General features: G+C 42.4%; 16 protein-coding genes. 13 read left to right on the top strand and 3 right to left on the bottom strand.

Annotated features, from left to right (window positions below; all coding sequences use genetic code 11):
* Window positions 1-104: 104 nt before the first annotated feature.
* Window positions 105-986, top strand: a complete 882-nt coding sequence (locus RMX98_RS12220) for a DNA adenine methylase (protein ID WP_322677623.1) — start codon at window positions 105-107, stop codon at window positions 984-986.
* Window positions 987-1,067: 81 nt separating this feature from the next.
* On the top strand, window positions 1,068-2,135 hold the full coding sequence (trpD, locus tag RMX98_RS12215) for an anthranilate phosphoribosyltransferase (protein ID WP_322677624.1): 1,068 nt from the start codon (window positions 1,068-1,070) through the stop codon (window positions 2,133-2,135).
* Here the strand turns inward: trpD and RMX98_RS12210 are convergent.
* The gene (locus RMX98_RS12210) at window positions 2,065-3,105 is read right to left on the bottom strand and encodes a retropepsin-like aspartic protease (protein ID WP_322677625.1); all 1,041 of its coding nucleotides are present in this window, start codon (window positions 3,103-3,105) and stop codon (window positions 2,065-2,067) included. The genes trpD and RMX98_RS12210 overlap by 71 nt on opposite strands.
* A gap of 282 nt (window positions 3,106-3,387) precedes the next feature.
* Here RMX98_RS12210 and carA point away from each other — a divergent pair, with 282 nt between their 5' ends.
* From carA to RMX98_RS12185, 5 genes are all read left to right on the top strand, one after another.
* A complete protein-coding gene (carA, locus tag RMX98_RS12205) occupies window positions 3,388-4,554 on the top strand; it encodes a glutamine-hydrolyzing carbamoyl-phosphate synthase small subunit (RefSeq protein ID WP_322677626.1) in 1,167 nt (388 codons plus the stop codon).
* Between the two features lie 253 nt (window positions 4,555-4,807).
* Window positions 4,808-5,173: an STAS domain-containing protein gene (locus tag RMX98_RS12200; RefSeq protein WP_084227153.1), complete on the top strand. Its 366-nt coding sequence runs from the start codon at window positions 4,808-4,810 to the stop codon at window positions 5,171-5,173.
* Between the two features lie 583 nt (window positions 5,174-5,756).
* Window positions 5,757-6,236, top strand: coding sequence for a Mini-ribonuclease 3 (locus RMX98_RS12195; RefSeq protein ID WP_194044898.1), 480 nt, complete (start codon window positions 5,757-5,759; stop codon window positions 6,234-6,236).
* Between the two features lie 92 nt (window positions 6,237-6,328).
* Window positions 6,329-7,510 (top strand): 23S rRNA (guanosine(2251)-2'-O)-methyltransferase RlmB, encoded by a 1,182-nt coding sequence (gene rlmB / locus RMX98_RS12190; RefSeq protein WP_322677627.1) that lies wholly within the window; start codon window positions 6,329-6,331, stop codon window positions 7,508-7,510.
* Window positions 7,511-7,596: 86 nt separating this feature from the next.
* Complete coding sequence (locus RMX98_RS12185) at window positions 7,597-7,899, top strand: DUF1816 domain-containing protein (RefSeq protein WP_322677628.1); 303 nt, start codon at window positions 7,597-7,599, stop codon at window positions 7,897-7,899.
* A gap of 268 nt (window positions 7,900-8,167) precedes the next feature.
* Here RMX98_RS12185 and RMX98_RS12180 read toward each other — a convergent pair whose 3' ends face one another.
* A complete protein-coding gene (locus RMX98_RS12180; protein WP_322677629.1) occupies window positions 8,168-9,016 on the bottom strand; it encodes an alpha/beta hydrolase in 849 nt (282 codons plus the stop codon).
* Window positions 9,016-10,266 carry a methionine gamma-lyase family protein gene (locus tag RMX98_RS12175; protein ID WP_322677630.1) on the bottom strand — a complete coding sequence of 417 codons (1,251 nt, stop codon included), beginning with the start codon at window positions 10,264-10,266 and terminating at the stop codon, window positions 9,016-9,018. The genes RMX98_RS12180 and RMX98_RS12175 overlap by 1 nt, the downstream gene beginning before the upstream one ends.
* A gap of 87 nt (window positions 10,267-10,353) precedes the next feature.
* Here RMX98_RS12175 and RMX98_RS12170 point away from each other — a divergent pair, with 87 nt between their 5' ends.
* The 6 genes from RMX98_RS12170 to RMX98_RS12145 all read left to right on the top strand — a co-directional run bounded on the left by RMX98_RS12170 (window position 10,354) and on the right by RMX98_RS12145 (window position 16,962).
* Entirely contained in the window at window positions 10,354-11,175 is an 822-nt protein-coding gene (locus RMX98_RS12170) for an acyl-CoA desaturase (RefSeq protein ID WP_322677631.1), read from the top strand.
* Window positions 11,176-11,394: 219 nt separating this feature from the next.
* Window positions 11,395-12,447 carry a fatty acid desaturase gene (locus tag RMX98_RS12165; RefSeq protein WP_322677632.1) on the top strand — a complete coding sequence of 351 codons (1,053 nt, stop codon included), beginning with the start codon at window positions 11,395-11,397 and terminating at the stop codon, window positions 12,445-12,447.
* A gap of 221 nt (window positions 12,448-12,668) precedes the next feature.
* Window positions 12,669-13,745, top strand: a complete 1,077-nt coding sequence (locus RMX98_RS12160; protein WP_322677633.1) for a fatty acid desaturase — start codon at window positions 12,669-12,671, stop codon at window positions 13,743-13,745.
* A 569-nt stretch (window positions 13,746-14,314) separates the two neighbouring features.
* Window positions 14,315-15,013, top strand: a complete 699-nt coding sequence (locus RMX98_RS12155; RefSeq protein ID WP_322677634.1) for an NYN domain-containing protein — start codon at window positions 14,315-14,317, stop codon at window positions 15,011-15,013.
* A 144-nt stretch (window positions 15,014-15,157) separates the two neighbouring features.
* Window positions 15,158-15,868, top strand: a complete 711-nt coding sequence (locus tag RMX98_RS12150) for a response regulator transcription factor (RefSeq protein ID WP_322677635.1) — start codon at window positions 15,158-15,160, stop codon at window positions 15,866-15,868.
* Window positions 15,869-15,873: 5 nt separating this feature from the next.
* Entirely contained in the window at window positions 15,874-16,962 is a 1,089-nt protein-coding gene (locus RMX98_RS12145; RefSeq protein WP_322677636.1) for a HAMP domain-containing sensor histidine kinase, read from the top strand.
* Window positions 16,963-17,119: the final 157 nt, after the last annotated feature.

Here is a 17,119-nt window from a genome sequence, read left to right as displayed (position 1 = left end):
TATTTTTCTTTGAGAATACTAAAAATCTCTGAACTACCGATCGCCATTTTGAGCAGGAGGGCTTTCAACGTTTGTTATTACCTCAAGTGTGACGATTCCTAATTATGCTCAAAAGTCCTCTCCGATATCCTGGTGGGAAGTCAAAAGCAATAAATCAAATAGTTGAATATTTGCCAGAGAGCTTTTCGGAATTTCGAGAACCTTTTGTGGGTGGTGGTTCTGTATTTATTTATTTAAGACAAAAGTTTCCTCATATTAAGATTTGGATTAACGATTTAAACCGCGAACTCTTCTTATTCTGGAAATTTGCCCAGTCTGATCTAACTCAGTTAGTGAAAGAAATTCGGCATATTAAAGTCAAATATACAGATGGTAAATCACTATTTACAGAATTAACTAGTGTAGATGTCAATAATTTATCTGATTTAGAAAGAGCAGTTCGCTTTTTCGTACTCAATAGAATTACTTTTTCAGGAACAGTAGAATCAGGCGGTTTTTCTGAACAAGCTTTTTATAAAAGATTTACTGATTCTTCAATAGAACGGCTAGAAAAGTTAGAAAATATTTTATCCGAAAATGTCAAAATTACTAATTTGGATTACAGCCATTTATTAAAATCAGATGGAGAAGATGTATTTTTATTTTTAGATCCGCCATATTTTAGTGCTACTAAATCAAAACTATATGGTAAAGACGGTGACTTACACACCTCTTTTGAACATCAGAGATTTTCTGAACTTTTGCAACAATGTCATCATCGCTGGCTAATTACCTACGACAATTCAACGCAAATTATAGAAAATTTTCAATGGGCTAATATTTCAGAGTGGGAATTACAGTATGGGATGAATAACTATAAGCAGAGTGGTGCAGCTAAAGGAAAAGAGTTATTCATTACTAACTACAAAGTTAAACTTGATTTGGAGAAAAAATCACAAGTTCAGAATCTTGCTAATCCAGCTTTGCAATTAAGCCTTGAGATTTAAACCTAACTTTGATCGCTTCCAATTTTCCGGTAGTATAACTCCCATAGCTCTCAATATAGCTACAACATACAAATCTTAGCTATGGCAACTTCTCCAATCCCTGCTCAAGAATCTTCTGCTAGCTGGTATATCCTGCTGCAACAATTAATAGATGGACAATCATTGTCTCGCACTCAATCTGCTGAATTGATGAAGGGTTGGCTCAGTGAAGCGGTTCCCCCAGAATTATCGGGAGCAATTTTAACAGCACTGAACTTTAGAGGCATTTCTGCCGACGAGTTGACCGGCATGGCTGAAGTATTACAATCTCAATGTTCCCCACTCAGCACTCAGCACTTAGAACTCAGCACTGTAATAGATACCTGTGGCACTGGTGGAGATGGGTCATCAACCTTTAATATTTCTACAGCCGTTGCTTTTGTTGCTGCTGCATCTGGCGTACCTGTCGCCAAACACGGCAATCGTTCAGCTTCAAGTCTCACAGGAAGTGCAGATGTATTGGAAGCCTTGGGTGTAAACTTAAGTGCCTCTAGTGAAAAAGTACAAGCCGCACTACAAGAAGTCGGGATCACCTTCTTGTTTGCCCCTGGTTGGCATCCAGCACTGAAGGCGGTTGCGTCATTACGGCGGACTTTGAAAGTGCGAACAATTTTTAATTTGCTCGGGCCATTAGTAAATCCATTGCGTCCAACTGGGCAAGTGGTAGGCTTATTTACTCCCAAACTTTTGGCAACAGTTGCCGAAGCTTTACAGAATTTGGGTAAGGAAAAGGCGATTGTGCTACACGGGCGAGAAAAACTTGATGAGGCTGGGTTAGGAGATGAAACTGACTTAGCGGTGTTATCAAACGGCGAAGTGCAGTTAACTACTATTAATCCCCTAGATTTGGATTTAACGCCTGCTCCCATAGGTATGCTTCGGGGTGGAGATGTCCAAGAGAATGCGGAGATTCTTAAGGCGGTACTCCAAGGTAAGGGAACTCAGGCGCAACAAGATGCAGTAGCGTTGAATGCGTCGTTGGCGCTACAAGTAGCGGGTACGATCGCACTTCTCGATTACGCCGAGGGTATTAAAATCGCTAAGGATATCCTACAAAGTGGGGCTGCTTGGACGAAGTTGGAGCAGTTAGTTGAGTTTCTGGCGGATTGATTTGCGATCGCAATTGCGGACGAAACTCTACCACATTACGCTTAATGGTGACATCGTAGTTACCAAAAAAGTCATGTCCTAAAAGTCCAGTTTCTAGTTCCGCACCTGCGATCGCTACTGCTACTCTATTCACTACTACCCCGCCAAGGGCCATCGAATTAACATAGCCTACAGGAAATTCTACCGCTCTGGAACTGGCGGTATTTGCCTTGGCTTTTCCCACTGTGACGATTCCCAAAGCATTAGCCATCTCTTGGGTGATGACAGTGCCACTTGCTCCCGTATCCACAATCATCTCAAATTGTTGCTGGCCATTAAAGGTAACTTCCACAATTGGCGTACCACCAATTCGTCTTTTTATCGGCGCTGTAAATACTGCTTCATCGGGAATCACCACTGCTGATGAAGGCAAAGCTGGCTCTGGTGATAACGGTTTTGTTTCTCGTGGAGGTAAAGTGAACTTTGGTGTAGTTTCTCTTTGGGGAACAACAACGACTATTTTTTGAGGTTCTCTAACTGTAACAGGACGAGGATTAGCTTGCTGTTGGGCATATTTAACCTGGCGGCGATATTCCGTAATTTTGGTTTGAGCAATCGCAAATTCTGGGCTTTGTCGCCGCACTTTTCGCATTAGCGCGATCGCATCCTGATACTGACTCGCCACCAATTTCCAATCATCTGGAGATTGAGCCGATTGGCTGATACTCCAAGCGCCAACAGCTTTGTCTCGTCCCATCTCAAAAAGACTTGGTTCACTTTCAAACGGATCTAGCGGCTGCGCTTCTGGGGTAGCTGCTGGTCTTACTGGTTTAACGCTAGGCTGGACTGGTGCTAGATCCCCAATTGGCGTAGGTTGCTCATCGCCACCAGTAGCGGTGTTCAGTTTGTCTTCACTACAGGCAACGCACAAAACCGCTAGAGCGCTTGAGACAAAAATTAGGATTGCACGGGATAAAAAAGACTGAAGCATAATTAATTTTAACTGCCCAAGCTTTGTCAAATCCACTCCCGCTACTTTAATTCCCTTTTAATTTTAATTAACTATCTTTAAAACTCCCAATTGCCCAACTCATGGGATAATTAACAATCGCAGTATTGGGGACTAGGGACTGGGGGCTAGGGACTGGGGACTAGGGAATAAGATTAAAAATACTATTTTCCAATCTCCAGTACCCAATCCCCAATTCCCAATCCCCATTACCCCTTATCCCCAGAGGGGGCCCCACCTTCCCCAATCCCTAATCTATCGCCTATGCCCCTGACTGACTCAATACCAGCTTTACTTGTCCTAGCAGATGGAACCACTTATCGCGGTTGGTCTTTCGGTGCGACGGGAACCGCGATCGGAGAAGTGGTGTTCAACACTGGTATGACAGGCTATCAAGAAGTTCTGACTGACCCTAGTTACCGCGGTCAAATTGTGATTTTTACCTATCCTGAATTGGGGAATACTGGCGTCAATCTGGAAGATGAAGAATCAGATGGGCCCCAAGTGCGGGGTGCGATCGCCCGGAATATTTGTCACCGTCCGAGTAACTGGCGATCGACACAAACTTTACCTGACTACCTCAAACAAAACCAAATACCAGGGATATACGGCATTGATACCCGCGCCCTCACCCGCAAAATTCGGATGTTCGGAGCGATGAACGGTGGTATTTCTACAACCATTCTCGATGAAGCGGAATTGCTAGAGCAGGTACTAGCAGCTCCCAACATGGCAGGATTGAATCTGGTTGGTGAAGTCACCACCTCAACGGCTTATGAATGGTCCGATCCCACAATTCCAGCTTGGGAATTTAACTCTGAAACTGGGGAAAATCTTGGGGAAGCCTTTACTGTTGTTGCCCTTGACTTTGGTGTAAAACGCAATATCCTACGTCGCTTAGTCAGTTATGGTTGTCGGGTAATTGTTGTACCTGCTGATACACCACCAGAGGAAATTCTCAAATACAATCCAGATGGTGTGTTTCTTTCTAATGGGCCTGGCGACCCTGCTGCTGTCACTGAAGGGATTGCGACTGCCAAAGCTCTCCTATTAAGTGAAAAACCCATCTTTGGTATTTGTATGGGACACCAAATTTTAGGTCATGCACTAGGGGCAGAAACCTATAAACTCAAATTTGGTCATCGTGGTTTGAATCAGCCTGCCGGTTTACAACAACGAGTAGAAATTACTAGTCAAAACCATAGTTTTGCTATTGACCCAGATTCTTTACCTACGGCAGTTGTAGAAATCAGCCATCTAAACTTAAACGATCGCACTATTGCCGGGGTACGTCACAAATTTCTACCAGTGTTCTCCGTACAGTATCATCCAGAAGCCAGTCCTGGCCCCCACGATGCTGATTACTTGTTTGAGCAATTTGTTCAAGCCATGCGAACAGCACGTCAAACCCTCCGGGGAATTCAAAATTAAAAATTAAAAATTCAAAATGAAAGATTTCTTTTTGAACTATGCATTTTTAATTTTGAATTGGCGCAAAAAGCAAGAGTCAAGTTGTCGCATCTAGGATTAAATAAAAATAGCAATGCAAATGCAAGATTGGGGACTAATGACTGAGGAAAAGTTTTCCAATCCCCAGTACCCAATCCGCTATTTCAACAGATTGTAGACAACTTGCTCAAAAACCATCTATACTTGAGCGTTCACTTTAACTCATGAGGAGGGAATTATTGCTGAGCCACTAAATCTAACCGTTAGCCTGAGGGGCACTCGTGAAGTCCGGGATAACTGTCAGCTATTCCGCCTCACAGGTTTGTTAGATGCTTTTTCCGAGCCGACATTTCGCAAGACACTTGGCAGCAAGATAGACGAGGGCCCTAAGCACATTATTTTGGATCTCTCACAAATTGACTTTGTTGATAGCTCTGGCTTGGGCGCTCTGGTGCAGCTAGCCAAGCAAGCTCAAACTGCTGATGGCACTTTGCAAATTGTCACGAATGCCCGCGTAACTCAAACGGTCAAGCTTGTTCGCCTAGAGAAGTTTCTCTCCCTGCAAAAATCAGTTGAAGACGCTCTAGAAAACGTCAAATAGTCTTGATTGCTCGATCTCAGAGGTAAATTTAGCTATCCAGATTCAAAATCGGGTAGCTTAATTTTTAAAACTTCTGGCAGAAAACCTCTCTCCTTGTGGGAGAGGCATAAAGCCAGTTGAGCTATTATGTTTAAAGTTGAGTAATAACTAAAGATATAGAGACCCAATTTATTGGGTATGTAATCGTTGGCTAGAATATTGGATAAATAATCAAGTCTGAAATATTTGTTGTAAGAAATACAAAGCTAGCAGATTTGTTTATAGATAGATTTGACTTGATGCTGTATAGTTAAAAGTTGTCGTCTACTCAGTAAGTATGGCGGTGCTACCAAGTACAAGGGTGAATTTGATGTTAAAATTTTACCCGATCTGAGGTGCAGACCACAATAAGTAGGCGAAATTTGATTCATAGATGTTGACATCAGGGTGATTTTAAATGCCAACTCTCAATCAAAAAGATGAAATTAAGAAGTAATTTTGATAGTATTGATTATGCTAAGTATACTATCACGGCATACTTCAGAAAAATCAGTCTTTGCGAAGAATGCCTGCCAAATGTAGCCCGTCAAGGAATGATTTATTTGTGAAGTCACAGGAGGAAGAGCTATTAGATGGACAAGATGAAACTCCCAAACAGAGCTTGTCTTGGACTGAAGCACTCTTGGCAACCACAGGGCCATTCCAACAGATTTCCCTCTCACAAGTGCAACAAATTTCTCCTAGTGCTTTAGCATATTTGGGGGATGCAATTTATGAGTTGTATGTTAGAATGTTCTATCTGCTGCCATTGCAGCGGTCAGGAATTTACCATCGTCTGGTAGTGGAGCAGGTAAGAGCAGAAACACAAGCGCTACATTTGCGATCGCTGATTCCTCATCTCAGGGATACCGAATTAGAAATTGTCCGACGGGGTAGAAACGCCGCAACAGGACGCCCTAAGCGACTTAATCCCGAAATTTATCAACAGGCAACTAGTCTAGAAACTTTAATAGGCTACTTATATATCACCGATTACCAACGTCTAACCGAACTGTTGCAAATACTTCATCTAGAAAAAGAGTAAAAACTCAATTTCGCAGTAGCCACAGCACTAGATTAGATTCAAAAAATAGAGGTAATCGGCACGATCGACCATACGCTATATTCATAACTCAAATGCAGGATAAACCCAAAAAAGTCAATACTTCAAACGAACCAAATCGTGGACAACCCGTAAAAATTAAAGGTAAACGTGTTGTTACTAATCCGGCTCGCAATCCCAGGAAAATAGATAGCAACCCCATCTCTGGTGCGAATCCAACTCGCAAGCCCAGAAAAGTAGATAGTAACCCTATCTCTGGTGCGAATCCGACTCACAACCCCAGAAAAGTAGATAGTAACCCTATTTCTGGTGCGAATCCAACTCACAACCCCAGAAAAGTAGATGGCAACACCATCTCTGTTGTTAATCCGAATCGCAATCCCAAGAAAATAGATAGCAACCCCAGTTATAGCAATTCCCGACAACGAAATAGCAACTTTTCTCAGCCATCTGTATCTACACAATCTACAGAAGAAGATAACGATCTCATCTACGGTCGTCATCCAGTATTGAGTGCATTGCAAAATCAGCGTAATCTCAACCGTTTGTGGATTACTACCCGTCTGCGGTACGATCCCAGCTTTCACCATTTCCTCTTGCAAGCAAAGGAAAATGGCACAGTTATTGATGAAGTTGAACCCAAACGTTTAGACTATCTCACCAACGGCGCTAATCACCAAGGTGTAGCAGCACAAATTGCTCCCTACACTTACATGGAATTGGCCGATCTAATTGAGCAGTGCAAATCTGTAACTGATGCTGTAATTGTCGTGGCTGACGGAATTACCGATCCCCACAACTTAGGAGCAATTATTCGCACAGCCGAAGCAATAGGCGCTCAAGGATTGGTAATTCCCCAAAGAAGGGCATCTGGGATCACTTCCACAGTCATGAAAGTGGCAGCAGGCGCTTTAGAAAATTTTGCTGTAGCTAGAGTTGTCAACCTCAGCCGTTCCTTAGAAGAATTAAAAGAAGCTGGCTTTTGGATTTACGGCACAGCTGCAAGTGGCAGCGAACCTTTGCATACAGTCAATTTCACTGGCCCCATCGTTTTGGTAATCGGCTCAGAAGGTGAAGGTCTGGGTATGTTAACTCAACGCTCCTGTGATTTTTTAGTATCAATTCCTCTACAGGGTAAGACTCCCAGCTTGAATGCTTCTGTAGCCGCAGGTATGGCGCTTTATGAGATTTATCGCCAGCGATCGCTAAATACGCTGCACTTAGATAAATTGCAAAAAATCTCTTTGAAAAAATAACAGTAACAGAGTATAAAGAAATGTAAAAGATAATAAAGCAGCATATCGTTTAATACCCCGTAGACGTTTATAAATCGGCTAAAACCATGAAAACCATTTGGCATAACCTCAAGGAAGTGTTAATTAACACGTTCGACTACATCGGCTTGGCTTGGTGGGTAGAGATTGTGACGCAGAATCCCCGTTGCACGTATTACTTCGGGCCATTTCTAAATTCTTCTGATGCAAGATTAGCAAGCAAAGGATACATAGAAGATTTGGAGCTTGAAGGAGCGCAGGGAATTGTTGTGAATGTCAAGCGCTGCAAACCTAGTAACTTAACAATTGCTGACGACTTGGGGGAAAGATTTGACCGCAAAGTACAGCCTGCCTTTGGCGGTCAAATTTAAGTTAGGCCAGAGAATGAAAAGGATGCTCTGATGCGGGGACGCAAAGATATGGAGACACAGAAAATCCTTTTAATAGGACTTTTTGCGTCTTTTTCACTCATTGCATCACCACATCTTCCTTCTCGATTTCTTCGTCAATAGTCAAAATTTTTTGACTATTTTGAACTATTAACAACTCCTAATTCGTAATTACGTTACGGGTGAAGATTTAGACCCCACCTGTAACGGCTAAACCTTTCATGGTCAATTCCTGTGATTCTCAGTTGAATTACGAATTACGAATTACCTGCGGATGTTCTTCGAGCCAATGATCAATATCATTCAGCACCAACTGGGGAACTTCCCACGGAAAAAGATGAGCAGTGTTGGGATAGCACTGCCATTGAGAATTTTGGAGATGTCGAGCAGTTTCTAAGGTGGAATCAGATGTGATGTGGCGGTCTTTTTCGCCAGCAAGTACTAAACTAGGACATTGTATTTGTTCTAAATCTAGAAGCCGATTGTATCCTGATTGAATTGCACTATAGAGGGCGCGAGTAGCAGCTGGAGAGGTTTGCAAATAAGCTGGTACTGCTTCCTTGGCGATGTAATTGTAACTGGTAGATGTATGTTGTTGGATTAAGTAGCGGAAAAGCGATCGCTTACCAAAAGTTTCAATATTCCATTGCCAACTCGGTTTTATATAGTTCAACAAGGCAGCAATGCCAGTATATAAATTATCTTGCCAAGTTATAGGAGGATGACTGCCACGGGGTTTTGCAGCTGTCGCCACCAAAATCAGCCCAGTAACGCGCTCTGGCAAACGTAATGCCATCTCCATTGCCAAAATGCCCCCAAGTGACCATCCTAATACGAGGCACTTTTCAATCTCAAAGCGGTCTAGAAGCGCTTCTAAATCAGTCAAATGGTCATTCATGTCAAAATTGCGGTTGTAACGACTTTTGCCGTATCCGCGTAAATCAGGGGCAAAAGTTTTGTAGCGTTTTGATAAATGATTGGTAAAGACAGAAAGACTACGACCAGTACCAGGATGACCATGTAAGCCCAAAATTGGGAATCCTTGACCTTGGATGTAGACATTGAGACTTGCAGCAGCTGGGGTGTGGCGATCGCTCATTACTCGCCCTTCTCCTGTCTATCGATACTGCCAACTGCATCGATCGCAGCTTCTAGGGCGATCGCTACATGAGTCCAATGAGTCCCACCCTGGCAATAAACTACATAAGGTTCACGCAAAGGCCCATCGGCTGATAATTCCAAAGTACTCCCTTCAATAAATGTCCCCCCAGCCATGACCACCTGGCTCTCATAACCTGGCATATCATCTGGAACAGGGTCTAAGTAGGAACCGATCGGAGAATGCTGTTGTATGGCTTTACAGAAAGCAATTAGCTTTTCGGCAGAACCAAGTTTAATTGCCTGAATTACATCTCCACGGGGAGCTAGGGGAGCAGGATTTACTGGATAACCGAGTTTATCAAATACATAACCAGTAAGATAAGTCCCTTTCATTGCCTCTCCTACCATCTGCGGCGCTAGAAATAAACCTTGGAACAGCAGGCGATTTTGGTCAAAAGTAGCACCGCCATAACTACCAATACCAGGAGCAGTGAGACGACAAGCGGATGCTTCTACTAAGTCGGCGCGACCGGCGACATAACCACCAGCGCTGACAATAGTACCACCAGGATTTTTAATCAGCGATCCCGCCATTAAATCAGCACCTACGGCTGTGGGTTCTCTGGTTTCAATAAATTCGCCGTAACAGTTATCTACAAAGCAAACGGTGTTTGGGTTTTGCTGCTTGACTAAATGAACGATTTTTTCAATATCAGTAATTGATAAACTAGGACGCCAAGAATAGCCACAAGAGCGCTGAATTAAGACTAAACGAGTGTTTTCAGCCACGCTAGTACTTATTGCTTGCCAATCGATAGTTCCTTCTGGGGTTAGCTCCAATTGGCGGTAATTTATGCCAAACTCAATAAGAGAGCCTTGACCTTGACCTCGTAAACCAATGACTTCTTCAAGCGTATCGTAGGGAGAACCGACCACTGCTAACATTTCATCTCCCGGACGGAGAACACCAAACAAAGCACAGGCGATCGCATGAGTTCCCGAAACGTACTGAACCCGCACGGCCGCAGCTTCAGCGCCCATAACTTCGGCAAAAACTTTATCTAAAGTTTCTCGTCCTAAATCATCATGACCATAACCACTTACACCTGCAAAGTGGTGTGCGCCTACACGGTGATTACGAAAAGCATCCAGCACTCGTTTTAGATTATGCTTGACCTGAGCGTCAATACCAGAAAAAATTTCTAATAGTGCCTGTTCTGCTTGCCGCAGCTGTTCTAAGCTGTTCATCAGTTCCTCGTTCAAAAAAAATTATCGATATGCGGATTTTGCGATCGCGCTGTTCTTAAGCTGGAAAATTAAAATTCAGGTTACTGCATGACAATTGCTACTTCAACCAAACCTCAAATTAACTGGGTCAATACCCTATTTTTCATTGGACTGCACATCGGCGCTTTATTTGCCTTTGTTCCTGGTAACTTTAGCTGGACGGCAGTTGGTGTGGGTTTCTTGCTGTACTGGATAACAGGTGGTTTAGGAGTTACTCTCGGATTTCACCGCCTTGTTACTCACCGCAGTTTTCAAACTCCCAAGTGGCTAGAGTATCTCTTGGTTTTCTTCGGCACACTCTCGTGTCAAGGAGGCCCAATTGAGTGGGTAGGGACGCATCGCATTCATCATTTACACTCAGATACTGATGCCGATCCCCATGATTCTAATAAAGGCTTCTGGTGGAGCCACATGGATTGGCTGATTCACTACTGTCCCGCTCACGCTGATGTTCCTCGTTTCACCAAAGACATTGCCGAAGACCCAGTTTATCAGTTTTTAGAAAAATATTTCATTTTAATCCAGGTTGCTCTAGGTGTATTGCTTTTGCTTCTAGGTGGCTGGCCGTTTGTTATTTGGGGAATTTTTGTTCGGATTGTCTGGGTTTACCACTGCACTTGGTTGGTGAACAGCGCTACTCATAAATTTGGCTATCAGAGCTATGATTCTGGCGATAAATCGACTAATTGCTGGTGGGTAGCCGTACTAGTTTTTGGTGAAGGCTGGCATAATAACCATCATGCTTTTCAATATTCAGCTCGTCACGGGCTGAAATGGTGGGAAATCGATTTAACCTGGATGACAGTTCAATTGCTGCAAGCAGTTGGTCTGGCAACTAATGTGAAGTTGGCCCCAACAAAAGTTAGTTAGGAGTAGAGACGCAATTAATCGCGTCTGTACAGGAGTTAGGATGTGTAACGTTTTTAACTCATAATTCATCACTTCTAACTCCTAACTTTTCAAAAAGCTATTTACTGGTGCGCTTGTGTCGGTTAGGTTGCTATAATCCGAAGCGCTAATGTGAAGAATTTTTGCGGCAAGTTACTTTTTAGTGACTTGGTGGAGGAGTTTGTTGTTTTTTAGGTGTCCATGACTACATCAATAATTAATAGCCAGAAACTAAGTGACGAGCCTAGTAATTCCGACTTTCGGCTCAAAGATATTGTCAAAACCCTGCCACGGGAATGTTTTCAGCAGAACCGTCGCAAAGCTTGGACACAAGTAATACTCAGTGTCTTGGCAGTCGCCTTGGGCTATTACAGCCTGGCGATCGCTCCTTGGTTTCTCTTACCCCTTGCTTGGATTTTTACGGGCACTGCTTTAACAGGTTTTTTTGTAATTGGCCATGATTGCGGTCACAGGTCTTTTGCCAAACGTCGTTGGGTAAATGATTTGGTAGGGCATTTTTTCATGATGCCGTTAATTTACCCCTTTCATAGTTGGCGCATTAAGCATAATTACCACCATACTCATACCAACAAGCTGGATGAGGACAACGCTTGGCATCCAATCAGACCAGAAGTGTTTGAAGATTGGGATAAAACCCGACAGTCTGCATTTGAACTGTTCATGCGTAAACGCTTCTGGTGGGTAGGTTCCATTGGACATTGGGCTGTAGTGCATTTTGATTGGCGGAACTTTAAAACGAAAGACCAATCGAGTATCAAGCTGTCTGTGGCTGTAGTAGTTGTGTTTGCGGCGATCGCTTTCCCGATTCTGGTCGCTACAACAGGTATCTGGGGATTTGTCAAGTTCTGGCTAGTACCCTGGATGATTTACCATTTTTGGATGAGTACTTTTACTATTGTTCACCACACTGCCGCAGATGTCCCTTTTACAACAGCGAATAAGTGGAACGAAGCTATAGCACAGCTATTTGGCACTATTCATTGTGATTATCCGCGTTGGGTAGAAATCTTGTGCCACGATATCAATGTTCATGTCCCTCATCATATTTCCACTGCGATTCCTTCTTATAATTTGCGGTTAGCTTACAGCAGCATCAAAGAAAATTGGGAGCCTTATCTACATGATGAGTGTCAGTTTTCTTGGTCTTTAATGAAGCAGATTACAGACCAGTGTCAACTATACACAACTGATGTTGGCTATAAAACTTTCAACGAATATTATACAGAGCAATAAATAGCGTTGTGATTAGACTTACGCTCTTGAACTCAACGAGAGCGTTTATCATGCTGTGTTTAAATAGAATTTGGCGACTTTTTACTAACTAAAATTTGTTAGCTAAATTGCCAAAATTTATCTTCTTTGATGTTAGCGAGCGCTAGTTTCGTGGGCATCCTAGAGGTGAGATAATTTTGTCTCAAATAAAGTTCCGATTTATATCCAATCAAAAGAATCCAGTGCCATCAAACATCATCACGTTCAATAATCCTCCTTCTGAAACGTTTGAGGATACGACTAAATTGCCTTTCACACTTGGGGATTTAAAAGCTGCAATTCCTGCGGAATGCTTTCAGCCCAATGTGACAAAATCACTTTTTTACTTCTTTCGTGACATTTTAATTATCGGTCTGCTTTATGCAGTTGCTTCTTACCTGGATTCTTGGCTTTTCTTCCCGATTTTCTGGCTAATGCAAGGAACGATGTTTTGGGCTTTGTTTGTGGTCGGACATGACTGCGGACACCAATCTTTTTCTAAGCATAAATGGCTCAATGATTTGATTGGACATCTTTCTCACACACCAATACTTGTTCCTTATCATGGTTGGCGAATCAGCCATAGAACCCATCACAAAAATACTGGCAATCTCGATAACGATGAAAGCTGGTATCCTGTGACAGAATCAGAATACAAAGAGATGCCTTTACCTCAAAAGATAGTCCGATATTATATTTTTCTCTTGGCTTATCCTCTGTATCTGTTTAAGCGTTCTCCTAATAAAGAAGGCTCTCACTTTTTGCCCAGTAGTCCGCTTTTCAAAGCATCGGAAAAATGGGATGTCCTTACTAGTACTATACTTTTGATTGGGATGGTAGGTTTACTCGGTTTCCTTACCTACCAATGGGGTTGGATGTGGTTGCTGAAATATTATGCTGTACCTTACCTTGTGTTCATAATTTGGCTAGATTTGGTGACATTCTTGCATCACACTGAGCCAGAACTTCCCTGGTATCGTGGAGAAGATTGGACTTTCCTCAAAGGTGCGATTTCTAGCATTGATCGTAATTATGGTTTGATCAATCATATCCATCACGATATTGGTACTCATGTTGCTCACCATATATTCCTTAACATCCCTCACTACAATTTACTGAAGGCAACTGAGGCAATAAAACCAGTCATGGGTGAGTATTTCCACAAATCGGAAGAACCGATTTGGAAGTCATTATGGCATTCATGTATCAACTGCCATTTTGTCCCGGATACTGGTAGTAAGGTTTACTACACATCTCATAACAAGTTAGTTAAAGACTAAGACTCAAATTCCCGGCTTCTTTCCAGAAGTCGGGAATCTAGTATTTTCGCCAGTGCTTATGACATTAAAGATTACCTAAACACCTTATTAGAACCTACCTTTTGAGGTGCGTTGGTATAGCCCGCACTTCTCTACGAGACGCTGCGCGTAGCTTGCTTCCACGAAGTGGTACGGCAAGTTCAGTGACCACCGCAGGCATCGCATATTAAATTATTAGTGCTTTTAATTTTAAGAATATTTGATCTGCAAGATTATTAAAATCCAGAGGTAAAATAAAATATAGGGATTCTTGCCGCTATCATGACAAAAAGATTTATTTTCTCCAGACTCTTGCTGTCTTGGTGGGTAAAGATTAACATATCTGTGGAAAGAGGCAATATCTCGTTAAACCAACCCTGAAAAAAGTGACAATCCTTTGGGCTGTTTACTTTAAATCCTGTTGAGCGCTAGTGAACTTTATCTGTATGTGGTGACTTCAGACCACTAGCTGCTAGGTTTATAAATCAGCACAGACTATACTATAGACAATTTACGAAAAACTTTTTCCAACTTTAAAATCAGAGGTATCAATGATTATAACTAATTTTAGCAAACAAAGAAATGAATTTAAGGAACCTAAAATACTCAAAGCTAAACCCCATTGGCAAGGGCAAAATTTGAATGATACTGCTGTCAAAGGTAAAGATATCAAGAAAATGCAAGATACTGCACCTGATAATTCGATTTTCAATAGCTTGAATCGTGGTCGAGTTGCTATTTTCATTGATGGCTTAAGTCTATTTCATACAGCTTTACAATTGGGTATAGAAATTGACTACGTTAAATTGCTTTGTCATTTAACCAACGGTTCAAGACTATTACGGGCTTTTTTCTATACTGGAGTTGATCTCAGCAATGAAAAGCAACAGGGTTTTCTATTGTGGATGCGTCGTAATGGCTATCGTGTAGTCGCAAAAGAGCTTGTTCTAGCAACAGAGAATTTCAAAAAATCAAATTTGAACGTAGAAATTGCTGTAGACATGATAACTTTAGCTCCTTACTATGATACTGCGGTCTTAGTCAGTGGGGATGGAGATTTAGCTTATGCTGTGAACGCTGTCAGCAGAATGGGTGTTCGGGTAGAAGTGGTCAGTCTGCAAACAACGACTAGTGAAAGTTTGATTGATGTTGCTGACTGCTTTATTGACCTCGATAGTATTAAAACACACATTCAAAAAGATTCTAATCTTGGCTATAGTTATCGCACGCCGTCAAACTCAAACCTTTAGACTTTATTTCAAATCTATCGAAATCTATACTGAGCCATTGTAAGCCTGTAGAAAATTGATCGGATTGGATGGGCTTTGAATCCCCATCCATACCCGTTCTAGTCCCTAGTCCAATCTGTCTATTTTGCTCGACCGTATATTCAAATGGATATTTTAATAGTTGAAGATGAACCAGAGATTGCTCATTTAATCGAACTCTCTTTAGAAAAAGAAGGATTTTTTTGTCGCACTAGCCGCGATGGCATGAATGCTTTACGGATGTTTCAGGAGCAACCACCTGATTTAATTATTCTAGATTTAATGATTCCTGGTTTGGATGGGCTAGAAGTTTGTGCCCGAATTCGCCAGAAACCAGGTGCAAAAGATCCTTATATTTTGATGCTTACAGCTAAGGGTGAGGAAATCGATCGCGTCATTGGTTTGTCTACTGGTGCTGATGATTACATGATTAAACCCTTTAGCCCTAGAGAGTTGGTAGCTAGGGTACGGGCACTATTACGACGTAGCCTCCGCCAAGGGGGACAACATCAAGTCAATCGTACCCAACACTTTATTGTCGATGTTGATCAGCGCACTGCTAGTCGCCAGATAAATTCTCAAGAAGCTGAGATTTTAGACTTAACTACCCTAGAATTTAACTTGTTAACCACCTTTGTCAGCAATCCTGGTAGAGTTTGGAACCGCACTCAACTAATTGATAAACTTTGGGGAGATAACTTTTTTGGCGATGAACGAGTGGTAGATACTCATGTAGCCCGGTTGCGAAAAAAGATTGAACCCGATCCGGCAAATCCCACTTTTATTAAAACTGTTGTTGGCGTGGGTTATAAATTTGAAGATCCTCTGGTAGCGTAAATGTTATGAAGATGGGGCTGAGAGGGCGGCTATTTTTCTCCCACTTAGTAGTGATGATTGTGGGGGTAGCTAGTCTGGTGAGCATTAGTAAAATCTCTTCCCCGCGCTTGTTTGTCTTGCATTTGGAACGATTAGAAAATCAGGGGTTCGATTTAATCGATGTCCGTACTGAATTGGTTACAGGATTTGAATTTGCTTGGCAGCGAAGCACTATTTGGTCAGTATTAGTCGGTACTACCGCCGCCGGAGGATTGAGTTACTGGGTTTCCAGACGGATTATGCATCGCTTAACCGAGATGGAACAAATCACCCAAAAATTTGCTGCTGGCCAGATGGATGCACGACTACCTATGTCTGACATTCCAGAACTTAATGGATTAGGTACTAGTTTCAACCGGATGGCAGCCAGTTTAGAAGGGGTTGAAGCGCGGCGGCGAGAAGTAATTGGAGACATGACCCATGAACTACGAACACCGTTAACAGTGGTGCGCGGTTACTTGGAAGAACTAGCTGATGGCGAAATTGAAGCGTCTCCTGAAATCTATCGGCGTTTAGCGAAAGAAACTAAGCGCTTAGAGCGCTTGGTGAACGATTTACAAGAACTGTCTAAGGCAGAAGCCGGTTATCTACCAATTAATATCCAACGAGTAAATCTGCGTCCGTTGTTAGAGTCATTAGTAGAAAAATTTACCGACCAACTATTAGAAGATGGGCCAGTTCTACTCTTAAAGTGTCCATCTGTGCTACCTCCTGTATTGGCAGATATTGACCGCACAGAACAGGTGTTGGTTAATTTGTTAGGTAATGCAGTACGTTACACTAACGAAGGTTCAATTACCATTACTGTTGGGACGGAAGCATCTCAACTTTGGATTGCGGTTATGGATACAGGTATTGGTATTGCTCCAGAAAATTTACCCCATGTGTTTGAGCGCTTCTGGCGAGCTGACCAATCGCGCGATCGCCATTCGGGGGGCACTGGTATTGGTTTAACTATTTCCCGCCGTTTGATTGAATTACAAGGCGGCAAAATTCAGGTAGAAAGCAAGTTGGGAGTTGGCAGTACGTTTCGATTTTTTCTGCCTTTAGCTTGAGGTAAAACCTTGAGAGCCGAGAGATTGACACAAGGTAGTCACGGCTATGTCATACCCAATTGCTAATTTGAAAGTATCCCAAATCTTGGTTTATTGATGGATGCCCAGATTTTGGAATTGCATAGAGTATAACATTATGTCTACTTTTATTTTGGCT

This window comes from Nostoc sp. DedQUE02 (genome assembly GCF_034531035.1).
Lineage (GTDB): Bacteria > Cyanobacteriota > Cyanobacteriia > Cyanobacteriales > Nostocaceae > Nostoc.
The sequence above is the reverse complement of the archived record's forward strand: the minus strand, read 5'-3'. Positions and strand labels throughout refer to the sequence as shown.

Bases quoted from the DNA above. Each gene is read 5' to 3' on its own strand.
- RMX98_RS12220 (WP_322677623.1), top strand. From the start codon at position 105: ATGCTCAAAAGTCCTCTCCGATATCCTGGTGGGAAGTCAAAAGCAATA.
- trpD (WP_322677624.1), top strand. From the start codon at position 1,068: ATGGCAACTTCTCCAATCCCTGCTCAAGAATCTTCTGCTAGCTGGTAT.
- RMX98_RS12210 (WP_322677625.1), bottom strand. From the start codon at position 3,105: ATGCTTCAGTCTTTTTTATCCCGTGCAATCCTAATTTTTGTCTCAAGC.
- carA (WP_322677626.1), top strand. From the start codon at position 3,388: ATGCCCCTGACTGACTCAATACCAGCTTTACTTGTCCTAGCAGATGGA.
- rlmB (WP_322677627.1), top strand. From the start codon at position 6,329: ATGCAGGATAAACCCAAAAAAGTCAATACTTCAAACGAACCAAATCGT.
- RMX98_RS12185 (WP_322677628.1), top strand. From the start codon at position 7,597: ATGAAAACCATTTGGCATAACCTCAAGGAAGTGTTAATTAACACGTTC.
- RMX98_RS12180 (WP_322677629.1), bottom strand. From the start codon at position 9,016: ATGAGCGATCGCCACACCCCAGCTGCTGCAAGTCTCAATGTCTACATC.
- RMX98_RS12175 (WP_322677630.1), bottom strand. From the start codon at position 10,266: ATGAACAGCTTAGAACAGCTGCGGCAAGCAGAACAGGCACTATTAGAA.
- RMX98_RS12170 (WP_322677631.1), top strand. From the start codon at position 10,354: ATGACAATTGCTACTTCAACCAAACCTCAAATTAACTGGGTCAATACC.
- RMX98_RS12165 (WP_322677632.1), top strand. From the start codon at position 11,395: ATGACTACATCAATAATTAATAGCCAGAAACTAAGTGACGAGCCTAGT.
- RMX98_RS12155 (WP_322677634.1), top strand. From the start codon at position 14,315: ATGATTATAACTAATTTTAGCAAACAAAGAAATGAATTTAAGGAACCT.
- RMX98_RS12150 (WP_322677635.1), top strand. From the start codon at position 15,158: ATGGATATTTTAATAGTTGAAGATGAACCAGAGATTGCTCATTTAATC.
- RMX98_RS12145 (WP_322677636.1), top strand. From the start codon at position 15,874: ATGAAGATGGGGCTGAGAGGGCGGCTATTTTTCTCCCACTTAGTAGTG.